Annotated in this window: 16 protein-coding genes; all 16 read right to left on the bottom strand. The window is 41.0% G+C overall.

The window, feature by feature from the left end; genetic code table 11:
• Window positions 1-23: 23 nt before the first annotated feature.
• The gene (locus AC6JA8_RS15565; RefSeq protein ID WP_102244736.1) at window positions 24-977 is read right to left on the bottom strand and encodes a hypothetical protein; all 954 of its coding nucleotides are present in this window, start codon (window positions 975-977) and stop codon (window positions 24-26) included.
• A complete protein-coding gene (locus tag AC6JA8_RS15570) occupies window positions 977-1,762 on the bottom strand; it encodes a FliA/WhiG family RNA polymerase sigma factor (protein WP_102244737.1) in 786 nt (261 codons plus the stop codon). The genes AC6JA8_RS15565 and AC6JA8_RS15570 overlap by 1 nt, the downstream gene beginning before the upstream one ends.
• Window positions 1,763-1,779: 17 nt before the next feature.
• On the bottom strand, window positions 1,780-2,655 hold the full coding sequence (locus AC6JA8_RS15575; protein WP_497974629.1) for an AAA family ATPase: 876 nt from the start codon (window positions 2,653-2,655) through the stop codon (window positions 1,780-1,782).
• Window positions 2,656-2,732: 77 nt separating this feature from the next.
• Window positions 2,733-4,235: a hypothetical protein gene (locus tag AC6JA8_RS15580; protein ID WP_497974630.1), complete on the bottom strand. Its 1,503-nt coding sequence runs from the start codon at window positions 4,233-4,235 to the stop codon at window positions 2,733-2,735.
• 3 nt (window positions 4,236-4,238) lie between these two features.
• Window positions 4,239-6,317 carry a flagellar biosynthesis protein FlhA gene (gene flhA, locus AC6JA8_RS15585; protein WP_497974631.1) on the bottom strand — a complete coding sequence of 693 codons (2,079 nt, stop codon included), beginning with the start codon at window positions 6,315-6,317 and terminating at the stop codon, window positions 4,239-4,241.
• Between the two features lie 21 nt (window positions 6,318-6,338).
• Window positions 6,339-7,418, bottom strand: coding sequence for a flagellar biosynthesis protein FlhB (gene flhB / locus AC6JA8_RS15590; protein ID WP_497974632.1), 1,080 nt, complete (start codon window positions 7,416-7,418; stop codon window positions 6,339-6,341).
• A gap of 51 nt (window positions 7,419-7,469) precedes the next feature.
• Window positions 7,470-8,249 (bottom strand): flagellar biosynthetic protein FliR, encoded by a 780-nt coding sequence (locus AC6JA8_RS15595; RefSeq protein ID WP_491637646.1) that lies wholly within the window; start codon window positions 8,247-8,249, stop codon window positions 7,470-7,472.
• Window positions 8,250-8,254: 5 nt separating this feature from the next.
• Window positions 8,255-8,530 (bottom strand): flagellar biosynthesis protein FliQ, encoded by a 276-nt coding sequence (gene fliQ, locus AC6JA8_RS15600; protein WP_102244743.1) that lies wholly within the window; start codon window positions 8,528-8,530, stop codon window positions 8,255-8,257.
• A gap of 7 nt (window positions 8,531-8,537) precedes the next feature.
• On the bottom strand, window positions 8,538-9,302 hold the full coding sequence (fliP, locus tag AC6JA8_RS15605; RefSeq protein WP_142409005.1) for a flagellar type III secretion system pore protein FliP: 765 nt from the start codon (window positions 9,300-9,302) through the stop codon (window positions 8,538-8,540).
• 26 nt (window positions 9,303-9,328) lie between these two features.
• On the bottom strand, window positions 9,329-10,609 hold the full coding sequence (locus AC6JA8_RS15610; RefSeq protein ID WP_497974633.1) for a flagellar biosynthetic protein FliO: 1,281 nt from the start codon (window positions 10,607-10,609) through the stop codon (window positions 9,329-9,331).
• A gap of 25 nt (window positions 10,610-10,634) precedes the next feature.
• Complete coding sequence (gene fliN / locus AC6JA8_RS15615) at window positions 10,635-10,967, bottom strand: flagellar motor switch protein FliN (protein WP_102244746.1); 333 nt, start codon at window positions 10,965-10,967, stop codon at window positions 10,635-10,637.
• Between the two features lie 24 nt (window positions 10,968-10,991).
• Window positions 10,992-12,017, bottom strand: a complete 1,026-nt coding sequence (gene fliM / locus AC6JA8_RS15620) for a flagellar motor switch protein FliM (RefSeq protein ID WP_497974634.1) — start codon at window positions 12,015-12,017, stop codon at window positions 10,992-10,994.
• Window positions 12,018-12,084: 67 nt separating this feature from the next.
• Window positions 12,085-12,702 (bottom strand): flagellar basal body-associated FliL family protein, encoded by a 618-nt coding sequence (locus AC6JA8_RS15625; RefSeq protein ID WP_497974635.1) that lies wholly within the window; start codon window positions 12,700-12,702, stop codon window positions 12,085-12,087.
• 161 nt (window positions 12,703-12,863) lie between these two features.
• A complete protein-coding gene (locus AC6JA8_RS15630; protein WP_102244749.1) occupies window positions 12,864-13,142 on the bottom strand; it encodes an HU family DNA-binding protein in 279 nt (92 codons plus the stop codon).
• A gap of 1 nt (window position 13,143) precedes the next feature.
• Window positions 13,144-13,572: a hypothetical protein gene (locus AC6JA8_RS15635; RefSeq protein WP_497974636.1), complete on the bottom strand. Its 429-nt coding sequence runs from the start codon at window positions 13,570-13,572 to the stop codon at window positions 13,144-13,146.
• Window positions 13,573-13,683: 111 nt separating this feature from the next.
• Complete coding sequence (locus AC6JA8_RS15640; RefSeq protein WP_497974637.1) at window positions 13,684-14,481, bottom strand: DsbA family protein; 798 nt, start codon at window positions 14,479-14,481, stop codon at window positions 13,684-13,686.
• Window positions 14,482-14,558: the final 77 nt, after the last annotated feature.

The following is a 14,558-nucleotide window of genomic DNA, read 5'->3' on the forward strand; positions in this document are numbered from 1 at the left end:
GCGACTCCTGAAACTTAAAAATGTTAGAGATTAAATAGCGAGAAAAAATCGATCGTACGATAGTATTTAGAAACATCCTGTTTTCTCTTGTTTTCGTCATCCAGACTGCGTGAAAAGGCTTCAGTTACAAGATTCCCCTTCACTGGTAGTATGATTGAAAGTGGACGAAATAAAAAGGGAAAGTGCAAAATTTCTTTGTTGGCGGATTCTAAACGAGTTAACTCAGGTAATCCGATATAATGTTTTACAGAGAGATCGTGCCCGATCTCGACCACATTATGTTCGCCCACTAAATTAACGTCTTGAAGATTCGAACGGTACTGGCAAAAGACGTTCGAAAAACCAACCATATACTGTTCATGTTTATTCACTTTAAAGTGAACGCGGTAGACTAGGTTTTCATCGTGAGAAAGATCGGCCTTTAAAACCAACTTAAATAGTCCGGCCCTCGCCGTCTTCTCTAAGTTAAAAGTTAAAAGGACTTTAGCGCGAAGTAGTTTTCTGGTGATCACGTAAATAAGCTTTCTGCTTCTCTCCAGGTTCCCGTCTTCCAGGATAAGGCCTGAGATCATAAGCCTGCTATCATCAAAGCGCACATCAACTGAGCCGTGGTAGTTAAACAGGGTCACCAGAGAAAGGATCTCTGGGATAGTTTCTAAAACCAGGTTCCATTTTTTCAGGTCAATTTTTTTAGTGTTTTTGTAGAATTCGTAGCCTTTAAAGCGGGATTTGTTACCGAAAAAATCATCGATAATCATGCTGATTTTTTCATCAAGAACCTTTCCTACCATATCGTAATGAGAAACCTGACCGCTAGAAATAGCATCGGCCTTTCTCTTCATTTCCGAAAGGTGGAAATACGCGTGACTCACGATTGGAGACACAGAAAACTCAGAAAGGAGCTGAATGTCCTCTAGAGCTTCCAGACCTTTTTCAAAGTCCGATTGGTAATTCATGGTTTCTTGTTTATCAGCCATTAGCCTGCAAGGTCCTCAGAAGATTCAAATAACGTGCGTAGCTTTGCTTTTAACTTCAGGATGGCCTGAGTGTGAAGCTGAGACACGCGCGATTCAGTTACGTCCAGAACCTGTCCGATTTCTTTCAGGTTAAGGTCTTCATAGTAATAAAGAGAAAGTACCAGTCTTTGCTTTTCAGGCAGAGTCATGATCCCCTCTTTGATTTTTTCGCGAGAGTCTTTTTGCGAAACTGTCGTGTATGGGTTAAGCGCCTTATGGTCTTCCATCACTTCAGAAATAAGCTTTTTGTCGCCTTTATTGAAACTTGCTGAGTCGTCGATATTAAGAAGAGAAATCGACTTTGCTTTGTTTAATAAGTCGTGGAATTCTTCCTGGTTCATCCCTAGCTCTGAACACATTTCTTCGTCAGTCGCCGGACGGCCTAGGTTAGCTTCCAGTTTTGAGTAAGCGCGCTCAACAGTCTTGGCCTTTTCACGGATTGATCTTGGCACCCAGTCTTGAGCACGAAGTTCATCCAGGATAGCTCCACGGATACGGAATTCAGCGTATGTTTTAAACTTGTTGTCGCGGTTTGGATCGAATTTTTCAATCGCGTCCATTAGCCCGATAACCCCACATGAAATCAAGTCATCCAGCTCGATATTCGATGGAAGACGAGAAGCGATTTTCTGTGCGATATACTTCACTAGCGGTGCGTATTCAACGATGATTTCATCTTTAACTTTCGGCTCAACAGTTGAACGGTAGTCTTTAAGATTTTTTAATTTTTTTGATAGAGTTGACATCTAAAGTGCTCCCTTAATTATACTGTTAAACGAACGTCTTGTTGGAACTGCGCTGAATAATGCATGTCGTGCAGACCACTAGCGCCCTCTATCTCGTCGGTAAATCTTGTAACAATATTCACGAAATTCTTATGAAGGGAATTATTTTCCTGGTGTAGTAAAACCGTATCAAAATGATCGTCAGGAAGTTCTTCTTTCTTTACTCCTCCAAGGATGTGCAGACGGCACTTTAAAAAAGTCTCGACTGTTTCGCTCAGGGTTTTAATCATTCTCTGGTATTGAGATTCAGAAGAAATTTTGTTGATCAGAAGGTGGTTATCGTTAACGCCAAACTCTTTATTTAAGATTTTGATTAACGAGTATGAGTCCGTCACTGAAGACTTATCAGGTGTCACCACAACAAAGCGGTAGTCACTGTAAGCGTTCAGTGTCAGTGTTTCTTTTGTAATCCCTGCCGGGCAATCAAGGATAATGTAATCGTAGTCTTTTTCATGGTTGACCAGGATATCAATAATCACGCGGTCGATTTCCAGGCTCTTGTTAAAAAGATCGATGCTTCCGTTACAGCCTGATAGCAGGTGCAGGTTCCCGTCTTTGTGAAGACAGTCATCGAACTCTCTTTGAGCAGAGACTAGTTCATAAAAATAATTTGTGATTGGAAGACCAAGCTTCACCACTGTATTTGACAGGTTGGTGTCGCAGTCTAAAAGAAGGACTTTATATCCTGAGTCCGCCAGAAGTTTTGCCATTTTTACGGCAACTGAAGTTTTTCCAACTCCACCCTTCCCAGCAGTTACTGAGATTGTTTTAGCTTTAAGAGACGTTTTTTTCGACTGGTACTTATTCTGTGAAACTAGCCAATCAGTTGGATTGGGCTTTTTTAAACTAAGCATGGACTTCCTGTCTCCCTTTAGCTTATCTTCTTCGTGAATTCCCTCATGGTCTTCACTTTTTAAATGTTAAAAAACGCTTACGATAATTTAAAAATTCCGGCCATTAAGCGCTCAGCAGTTGCTGGCTCAATATCATCCGGACACACTTCCCCTGTTCCGAAAAACTTGTATGGAAGATCTTTAATATCTTGTGTGATGTTAAAGAGCGACCCAAAGTTTAAGCACGCATCAACGTGTGAAACAACGGCACCATCAGAAAGTCTTCTGTAGCTGCCAAGGACTTTTCTATTGTACAATTCCGTGTGAATTGCTGAAAGAGTGATCAATACTTCCACTTTTGAAAATGCACGTCTTAAACCATCGATAAATTTTTTCGTTTCATTTGTTTCAGATTCGCTGCATTTATAGTCAATGAAAACTGATTTCCCGCTTTCTAAGGCCTTACGGCACTCTGCTACGATTTCTGCAATCGAATTAGTTTTAACAACATTTAAACCAAAAATTTTCTCTGCAAACGGAGTTGGAGGAGTTGTTTTTGGGTTGATTGTTGTCACTGAATTTTTGATGATAACTGAATCAGGCTTCATCGCTCCGATTTTTTGTACCATCGACGTTTGACCACATGACATTTCCGAAAGGAAAACAGTGATCACCGGTTGTTTTTTATTATCTGTGCTTGAGAAAAGCGGCATTGCCGTGCTTACTGTATTCATCATTTCGCGAAGAGCGAATTCAAAAACAACATCAGCATTTTCTACGTCTGTGTCTGTTAGTTCGAACAGACCTTTTTTGATTAAAGTCTGGATGTAAGTTTCATTGATATCCAGGCTTCTTAGAGTTGTTCTTAACTGGTAAATTCCGATTGGCTCTTTTTTGTGGATACGCTCGAAATTTCTCGTTAATTCAAAAAGTTTTTTCTCTAGTTCGTCGATTTTGTTTTTTTGTTTTTCATAGTGTTCATCAGAGACAGCTGATCTAGCTGGGGCTGCTTGCTGCACTGGAGCTGCCTGCATCTGCGGTTGAGCTTGCATTTGCGCTCTCGCCTGAGGAGCTGCTTGTCTTTGTGGAGCTTGAGGAATTGGTCTCACTGATTCAATTTCATCATCAAAATTAAATTCCTGCGCTCCCCTTCTCGGCTGGCGCTCTTCTCTTTCTCCAAGGCTTAGGAAATCATCCAGACCTTCTTTGATTGATGAAGCGATATTTTTTGTCGTGCTCACTGGACGGTTAAGTCCGGCACTTCCATATCCTGAACCATTTCTTTGAGATTGATTATTCGTTTGCACTGCACGTTTCTCCTGAGACTGATCGTGCTGGTCGATCATATTGGCAATATAGCTTGCGCTGCCATTGTAAAATTCTTCTTTTTGATTGTCGTTTAGGATGGTGTCGACTGACGCCTTTCTGACGTAATTTTTTTCAGAGATCGCGGCGGTGATTTCGATTTTTTTCTTTTTGAATGCGCCTTTAAGACCCTTGTTAGTTATCGTTTTTAAGATAACTGCATCAGGACCTAATTCACGCTTAATGTCTTTTAAAGCTTCTTCAATGCTGTCGGCTTCAAATTTTCTTACGTACATCTCTTACAACCTCACCGTTCCTAGTGATCTGATATTAGCGTCTGGGCTTAATTCATTGTGGCTTACTACCACAAGGTTAGGGATAAACTTTTCAGTTAAACGCTTGAAGTGCGAGCGGATAACTGGTGAACACAATACAACCATCTTTTCACCCATGCTTGTGGCCTCTTCAATTTTTTCGTTGAGAGAAGCAAGGATGATCTGAGTAACTTTCGGATCAAGAGATAATTGGTGTCCCTGGTCCGTCTGGATAATATTTTGAGCGATAGACTCTTCAATATTACGATCTAGAGTGAACAACGGAATATCTCCTGAATCACTTTTAATCTTCTCAGTAATGGTTCTAAACAGGGCCTGACGAGAGTGTTCTGTCAGTGCCTCAGTGTCTTTTATTGTAGAGCCATACTCTGATAAAGTCTCTAAAATTGTGCGTAGATCACGTACTGAAACTCCCTCGCGAAGTAAATTTTTCATGACTCTTAAAACGATTCCTAAATTTACGATCTCCGGAATTAAATCGTTGACTAATTTTGGGTTTGTCTCTTTAAAATTGTCCAGAACGCGTACTAATTCCTGGCGTCCGAAGAGCTCATGAAGGTTCGATTTCAGGATTTCTGTTAAGTGAGTTGCGACAATAGTTGAGCAATCCACTACAGTGTATCCGTTGTACTGAGCATCTTCTTTTTGATCTTCAGAAATCCAAACAGCTCTTAAACCAAAGACCGGCTCTGTAGTTTCTACACCATCCATCTTTTCGATAACTGTTCCCGGGTCCATAGCTAAGAAGTAATCAGACATTAACTCCCCTTTCGCTACCTGCACCCCTTTAATTTTTACAGAGTATCCACCCGGCTTTAGCTCCAGGTTGTCCTTGATTTTAACCGAAGGAATAATAACCCCCCAGTCCAAAGCAAAGATTTTTCTCATGTGAGTAATACGCTCCAGAAGGTCTCCGTTTTGTTCCGTGTCCACCAGGTGAACAAGACCGTAACCAACTTCCAGCTCGACCAGCTCCATATTGAGAAGTTCTTCCAGGTTTTGTGGGTTGGCCTTTTTGGTAACTTCCACTGCTTTTGCCTTCTCTGCCACTTCTTCTTGAGTGTTTGATTTTTCAATTCTGTTAGCGACGTATGCCAGGGCCCCACCCATCATAAAAAATGGAAGTTTTGGAAGTCCCGGAATTAAACCAAAAAATACCAGTACCGCTGCTGCGATATAGATGGCCTTTGGGTGAACCTTAAATTGTTTTGAAACCTGAGTTCCGATGTTTTCATCGTTAGTTGAGCGAGTAACGATAATACCGGCAGCTGTAGAAATAATCAGGGCCGGGATCTGAGTCACAAGACCATCACCCACCGTTAAAAGGGTAAAAGTTTGGGCCGCAGTTGAAAAATCCATCCCACTTTGAGCAACACCGATGATGATACCACCAATGACGTTTACCGCTGTAATCAAGATACCCGCGATTGCATCTCCGCGTACGAACTTCGAAGCACCGTCCATAGACCCGTAAAAGTCAGCTTCTTCTGCAACTTCTTTACGGCGTCTTTTTGCTTCAACATCGTTGATTAGACCAGCGTTCAAGTCGGCGTCGATCGCCATCTGCTTACCTGGCATCGCATCGAGTGTAAATCTTGCAGCAACTTCAGCTACGCGACCAGCACCCTTTGTTACTACCATGAAGTTGATGATAACTAAGATGATGAAGACAATGATACCTACAACGAAGTTCCCTTCTACTACGAACTCTCCGAAAGACTTGATGAGTTCCCCTGCTGCCGCCGTTCCGTCACTTGCTCCGTGAATCAGAATGTTTCTGGTTGAAGCAACGTTTAAGGCCAGACGAAATAATGTTGAAATCAGCAGGACTGAAGGAAATGTAGAGAAGTCCAATGGCTTCTTTGAATAAAGAGCAACCAGCATGATCATGACTGAAGTTGCCAGAGATAAGGCCAGTAATAAATCCAGGATGAATGGATGAATCGGAACGATCATCACCACCAGGATCATCAGGATACCCACGGCGGCTAAAACATCCGGCCCTTGGGAGAAGATTTTCATTTTCTTTAAAAAATCATTCATTCGCTACCTACTCTCACTATTTTAAGAAAGCGCTTTGCGCTTCTTTTTAAGCTTGTAAACAAAGGCCAGTACTTCTGCTACCGCTTTATACATATTGCGCGGAACCGGGTGACCTACTTTAACTGTTTTATAAAGTGTTCTTGCCAGAAGAACGTTTTCAACGATTGGAATGTTGTGCTCTTTAGCGACTTCTCTAATTCTCATTGCCAGGTGATCCTGACCTTTACCAACGACCATTGGAGAAACCATTGTTTCTGAATCATATTTTAAAACGATACTGATGTGAGTTGGATTCGTGACAATAACGTCCGCAGTCTTCACGTCCTGAATCATACGTTTTCTAGACATCTCACGCTGAATCTGACGGATTCTCTGCTTAACTTCCGGGTTACCATCTTGCTCTTTACTTTCTTGCTTTAATTGTTGCTTTGTTTGCATCAACTTCTGCTTGTAAGTGAACTTTTGCCAGGCAAAGTCTAAGACTGCAATCACGGCTAAAGAAAGAATGATAGCAAAAGAAACTTTCAACAGAAGATCTTTCGCGTGGAAGAATGTCTGAGAGATTTCAAGGTGCATGAAGCCATTGTAGCGAGCGATGTCGTCTTTTAAGTAAGCGTAGACAACGGCCAGGACAACCGCAAATTTAATCACACCTTTAACCGCTTCAAACAGAGCTTGTTTTGAAAAAAGTTTCTTTATTCCGTTGATTGGATTTACGCGGTCAAAGTTTAGCTCCAGGATGTCTGGAGAATAAAGAATTCCAATTTGGGCCACTTGAGCAAGAACACCTACACACAGAGCTACGAATAAAACAGGTGCCGCACATTTTGCAGCCACGACAAATGTTTTTGTTGTAATCGTATTTAGCGCCTGTGGAGAATAAGCAGAAGAAATATCAAGAGTGTAAAGCCACTCAATATAAGCAGTCATTTGCTCGAAAATAAAAACTAATGAAAGAGAAAGAGTTAAAAGACATGCGGCCAGGACGAGAACAGACGTAAGTTCTCGTGAAGAGGCGACGTCCCCTTTCTTCCTAAACTCATCAATTCTGTGTTGGGACGGCTCTTCGGTTTTTTCGCCTTCGTCCATTTCTTCGGCCATTCTACTGCCCTCAAAACTGCTTCAATCCTTGAAACAGTGTGTACTATAGTCTTACGACATTAACTGGAACCAATCTCCCAGTCTTTCAGTATAAATTCTAAAACATGTTGCAAAGAACTCATCCGAGCCTACTGCAAACACTAAAAGCCCCAGTCCAATGTTAACCGCGAAACTTACCGCGATAACGTTCATCTGAGGAACTGCACGAGAAATGATTCCCATGACAGCGTTAATAATCAAGTTTACGAAAATCATCGGCGTTGCCAGCATGATTGACGAGATAAAGATTGATTTAAACATGATCATGAAAAAATCAATCGAGTGCGCAAGCTTTCCAATGTTATAAACATGGATCGTTGAAAACGATGAAATCACACCTTTAAACATCGGAAGTAGAGCTCCCGAAGTGATGATCATCATAAGCACTGTCCACTCAATCAGTTTTTCAAATGGACCGATCGGAGAACCAGCTAAAGGATCGAAGTAACTTAAAGCGTTTAATCCGATCTGCTGAGTGATGATCGCACCAGTTGAAATAAAGATACTCATGATTGCTTTTACGAAAAAGCCAATTACTAGTCCTACGAGAGTGTTAAAAATTGTTAAGTACCAGAAGCTCTCCGGACCAACATGCTTAATATCTAAAAGAAGCTGATCCTGAATTAAAGGGAAAAAAGCAAAAGTCAGCATAAGAGTTGTCAGGACTTTCACCACAACTGGAATCGTTACACTTTCAAATAAAGGCAATTGGAAAATGATAGCAAGCCATCTGGTAAATGCTAACCAGAACGCTGTAATCATTGCCATGTCTGTTATTTGAATATTCAACATTCCTATTATCTCTCAGCTACAATGTTAGGAATCTGTAAAATTAAATCTTTTGTAAACGTCGTTAGAGAATCAGACATCCATGGTCCAAAGAACATAAGAGCTGCTACGATAACGATAATCTTTGGGATGAATGTTAACGTTTGTTCGTTGATCTGAGTGACCGCCTGGAAAAGCGACACCAAGATCCCCACGATCAGTGCTCCGACCAGCATTGGTGCTGAGACCATAAGAGCTACCTTGATGGCCTGATGAGTGATGTCTGTGTATGAATCAAATTGCATACGCCGCCTATTGGTTGAACGATCTTAAGATCGATCCTGTTACAAGTTGCCATCCATCTACCAGTACAAAAAGTAAAAGTTTAAATGGAAGAGATACAACGACCGGAGGAAGCATCATCATCCCCATCGCCATTAGAACCGAAGCCACAACCATATCCAGAATCAAGAACGGGATATAAAGCAAAAACCCGATCTGGAATGATGTCTTTAACTCTGAAATGATGAAGGCCGGAATCAAGTAGTGAATCGGAACATCATCAATTGTCTGAGGAGCAGTTTTTCCAGTAACGTCGTAGAAAAGACCGATATCAGCTTTTCTTACCTGCTTCTGCATAAAACCACGAAGACCTAAAACGATTTCATCAATCGCTACAGTCGTTGTGATTTGTTTTGCCATATATGGCTGGATCGCCTTGTTGTAAATTCTCTCCCCTGTCGGTTGCATAACAAACAGTGAAAGGAAAAGAGCAAAACCAACAAGAAGTTGGTTAGGTGGCATGTTCTGAGTACCGATTGCCTGTCTCATGAAAGAAAGAACAATCAGGATTCTTGTAAAGCTCGTACAAAGAATAAGAATCGATGGAGCTAATGTGATGATCGTGAAAAGAAGAAGAACTTCGATTGAATCTACCAGGTTTACACCCTGACCAAAATTAATCGACATACCTGGCAGGGCCAGGTTATTTGCCCCCGGAGCTGCCTGAGCAAAACTCAACGCCGGAAGAACAAGCGGCACTACAATGAGTGCCAGCATTTTTAAAAGTTTTTTCATTCGAGCATCCATGCTCACCAATCCTATTAAAGTTGTTTTAGATTTTTTACTTTCGTTTTAATCTGATCAGAAAATCTCACCTGGTCTTTTACCGGTGATTTTTCAATCGCCTTCGAAGCATTCGTAGCTCCGTAAGCGTTTGCCAGACCAGAAGCGCCTGCGTTCTTTCTTTCACTTTTTGCCGCAGGAACAGAATCGTTTAACATATCGTCTAGTGAATCCATTTCATAGTCATCTTGGATGTCAGCGTATCTTGTTTCTTCTTTAAGCTTGAACTCTTTATCAGTCTTGTTAGCAGAGTAAAGGTTTGTATCAAAGTTTGATCCAGTGATTTCTTCTTCACCAGTTTTGATCAGACCTGCAACATCGTTGATCTCAGAAAGAAACTGAACACCTGTTTCAGAACTTGAGATCAGGAAAACTTGTTTGTGGGCCTTAACCATCATCAATGTTCTCTTTGGAGCAATGTGAGTTGTGCTTAACACCTCAACAAGCTTTGTACTGTGTAAAAATCCTAGTTTTCCCTTCTTGATGATCCCTTTCTTAAACAGAGTTAATACCCCGTAGAATCCAGCGATCATAATAGCTAAGAAAGCAACGAACTTGCCAATGTAGCCAGCAACCGAAAATCTTGATTCTCCGTTACCTTCTGCCTGAGTCCCTGCTTTTTCAGCAGTATTTACAGACTTAGCAACACTAGACTGAGTCAGATTGACTCTATCGGTACCAGTTTGGGTAGTATCATCTTGGGCCACTTTTTTATCTTCAGCGTGTTTGTCTTCAGCTAGTTTTTCCTGCTTTTTCACTAATGTAGATAAATAGTTTTCATCTAACTTCTCTGCTTCTGCATTGTTAGCTTCTGTATCCAGAACAATCGCTTTATCAGTGATGCTTGGAGCTCTTGAAACCTGAGTTTCAACCGTTTTTTGAGCTTGTAAACGTGGGTAGTGAACGTCAATAGCTCCATCTCTTAGAGCGATCGTTACGTCTGATTCTCTACCTTTAAGTGAGTATGGAAGAGTGACATTAACGGCAACAGTTTCTTCACCAGTCATCGTTGCTGAAAGATTTGAACCATTCACTTTCTTATTAATCTTTGCACCCAATCCTGAGTTCGGGATGGAAATGCTTAAAACTTTGTCTGAAACACTGATTTTTGGATTGTCGTTTAACGTTCCAGCGTGTTTGATGACTAGTTTTGATTCGCTTCCTTTCGCATTCACTAAGTCAGCACCTTTGATTGTGACATCAGCAGCTGAGATGTTTAGGGAAGTTAAGCTTGCGATTAATAATACTAATGTTTTCACTGTCTTCTCCAATCCTTGGAAATGTTTATTTTAAAGTTTCAATGCGTTCAATCGGGCTGATAATATCTGTTAAACGAATACCAAATTTTTCGTTAACAACTACTACTTCACCTTTTGCAACCAGCTTGCCATTTACCAGGATCTCAAGCGGCTCTCCGGCCAGCTTATCTAGTTCTAAAACCGACCCCTGACCAAGTTGTAGTAAATCTTTCACGATGATCTGAGTTCTTCCCAGCTCAACTGAAACTTTTAGCGGGATATCCAAGATAAAATCCAGGTTTTGGACTTTTAGCTTATTGAGAGAGTCATCCCCCGCTTTTACTGAATCTGCCATTCTATCAACTGTCACCTTATTCATATCTATCTCCTCTCCTACCCTGATTTATTCTTCTGTTTCTTCTTCGTACGCAATTGGTGAATCCACGTGAGTGATCTGAACTGCACGACTTCCTTTGTAAGTCCCCATCAGACACTTCATCTTATCCACACCTTCAATCGCAACAGTCACTTCTCCTGAAGCATCTTGATTTAGTGGAATAATATCTCCCGGCTCCAATGTTAGAAGATCTCCCAGAGTCATCTCTGTCTCACCAAGGCGAACAACCATAGTCGCTTTTGTGTTCTTGATGTGCTCGTTCATCGCCTGAGTCCAGATGGAATCGGCCATTTCGTTATCTGTCTGGAAGCTAGAAGAAAGTTTTTGCTTAATTGGTTCAATCGTCGAATATGGAACGACGATCATAATTGTCCCTGAAGCTGATTCGAATTCTACTTCAAGAGTTGTTGCGATAATTACGTCCGAAGGAGGTACTACCCCTACGAATTGAGGGTTGATCTCTGTACGAAGATACTGAGCATCGATTCTGTGAACTGGCGCCCATGCTTCTTCAAGGTCGTTGATCGCCATATCCATGATCTTTCTCATGAACGATAGTTCGATCATCGTGAATTCTTTTCCTTCAATCTTTGTGAATGGACGGTCTGTTCCACCGAAGTATGAATCAATGATTGCGTAAGCAAGTTTTGATTCGAAAACTAAAAGGGCCGGTCCTCTTAGCTCGTTGTATCTCATGATACACATACAAGAAGGGATCGGAAGTGTATTTACGAATTCACCGAACTTTAAAAGGTCGGTAGAGATAATTGAAATTGTCGAAATCTTTCTAAGGGAGTTAGAAAGCGATACACGAAAGCTTCTGATGAATCTTTCATAGATAATTTCCAGGATAGGCATTCTTCCGCGGATAACGCGGTCCTGGTTGGTGAGGTCGTAGGTCTGAATATTTTCATCAGAGTCATCCGATGATCCACCGCCAGTGTCACCACCACCTGAAAACGAGTCTGTTCCACCATCGTTAACAGCGTTTAATAATGCATCTACTTCATCTTGACTTAGTACTTGTGCCATAATTCTCCCCTCCTGGGATTCTTAAAGCTTGTGCTTGCTGACATCATGTCAGCCCATGTTTCTCGATCTAGTTAATTTGAAATCCTACGTAATAAATATCTTCTAAGTGACCATCAATAAGAAAGTTATTGATTGCCGTCTTAATTTCTTCTTTTAAGTACTCTTTTCCTTCACGCTTTAGAAGCTCTTCAGGTTTTTTCGCATTCAACATACTGATGATAGCGTCCGAAATCTGTGGCTTTCTTGCGTCTACTTCTTCTTTCTTAGTGTCTTTCGTGAACTTCAATACTAAGGAAATACGGATGTATCTCTTAGGTCCGTCACCTTGAGCAAGGTTTGCTGTAAACGGATCAATTGGATACATGAGACCATCAGTCTTAACTTCTTTAGCAGCTCCACCAGCAGCACCGTGTTCTCCTCCAGCAGCTGGAGCTCCATGCTCACCACCACCTTCAGCAGCACCACCACCGTGTTCGCCTTCAGCTAATTGCTGTTGCATAACATCTGCAGCTGTTGTGACTGAGTTTAATTTCTTATGATTTTGAAATTGGAAAAAGCCGATTGCACATACTGCAAGAGTATTCACTAATACTAAAACGACTAATAATGGATTTTTTCCAGACGGGGCGCTCGATCCTTCCTGATCAGCGGTCTTATTCTCTTCGGCCAACTTTTCACCTTCCATGGTTTATTGGGTACCTGTCAAAAATTATACATAGGAAGGCAAAATGGTTCAAGTGCGGACATTAAAAAATGGAAGAAAGTTCCCTTTTGAGAGGAAAAGTTGGTTTTTTTGACGGTCGGGCTTTTGACATGGGAAAAAATTACCCGACTGTCTGGATCAAATTACAGGCTTTCTTTCCAAGGTTTACCAGGTTTGAACTTTGGAACGACACGGGCGCGGATTCTGATGCGCTCACCGGTTGACGGATTCACTCCAAGTCTTGAAGCTTTTCTCGATTTAGTAAAAGTGCCGAATCCAACCAGGGTTACATCCTCACCTTTTTTAACTGTTCTCTTTATAGTGTCTAACATGACATCAATGAACTGATTGGCCTGCTTCTTAGTCATCGTCGATAGGTCGCGGTCTTTTAAAAGCACTTCAATTAATTCTTTGCGATTCATATTAAGCCTCGATGTCTTCCAACTGCACCAACTCTTCTTCAAGAGCGATACGAAGGGCCTCTTTAATAGATTTTAATATCATAACAGCATTGTCTGGCTGAGTGGCATTTTCTAAAAGCGCTCTCATTAATACAGGGGAAAGATTCTTATAAAACTCATCGAAGTTCACCTGAGTGATTTCGAAGTCCAGTCTCTCATAAGCATTGTTCAAGTCTGTTTCAAGATCAAAAAAACCCTGAATTAGATCAAAAAGGTTTTCCTTCTGCAGAATCCCCTTAAGATCTTTAATAAAAATCTTTTTAAGTTCATCTTGATTTTGAATGACGAACTTATGTTCAAGAAAATCTTTTAATGAAAGTAATTCTCCCTGCTTTTCGCGGAATGTACGATTCATTCGAAGACCTAAAGAACTGTAAACAGATCCTTCCATAGATGACTCATTTGTTTGATTGTTTTAAATAAAAAGGGCCACTATTACGTGACCCTTTGAATGATATTATAAACGGACTTTTTAAAAAGACAATTTAACTAAAGCTAAAGACTAAAGCTTTACCTTTCCACGCTTCACTAGTTCATCAACTAGAGTAACAAAGTATTCAGCCGGGTAAGCACCACGAACTGGAACACCATTTAGAAGGAAACCTGGAGTTCCTTGCATTCCGAAGTCTGCAGCTTCTTTCATATCAGCAGCGATTCTGTTTTTAACTGCATCTGAGTTCAGGTCTTTTTTAAGTTTTGCCATATCAGCACCAACTTTTTTAGCAGACGCATCTAGGAACGCTGTCCCGTTTTTAAGTTTTGCTTGGTTCATGAAGATTTCGTCATGGAATTGCCATGCTTTTTGCTCATTTTGAAGACGGATAGCTTCGTAGTACTGAGCAGAGATCATCGCCTGCTCGTGGAAACTAAGTGGAAGGTGCTTGTAGATGAAACGGATTTTTCCGTTGTACTTCTTCATCAGGTCGTTAACTGTTGCATATCCACGTGAACAGAATGGACATTCAAAGTCAGAGTACTCAACAAGTGTAAGTGGAGCATCTTTTGGCCCACGGATAGCTTCGTCATTTCTGATTTCTGCCACAAGTGGCTTATCAAATGACTCTTCAAGTTTCTTTTTTTCGTCTTCTTCGCGCTTCTTACCCATTTCTTCCTGAGCATTTTTAGCTGCGTTTTGAAGAGCAGTGATGAATTCAGCTGGATGTTTTTCAATTGCCTCTGTTAGGATTTTTGGATCTTCCTGTAGAAGTTTAGTCATTTGTTGTTTCATTTTTTCATCAGACGTACAGCTCGCAAGAAGCACTGTACCTAGGCAGAGAACTAGCAATTTTGAAAATTTCATATCCATCCTTTGGTTTGGTAACAAGAGTAACTAATTTTTAGTTCTCATAGTTTCTCAAACCTTGGGACTTTTTTCAA

It is taken from the genome of Bacteriovorax sp. HI3 (assembly GCF_059738875.1).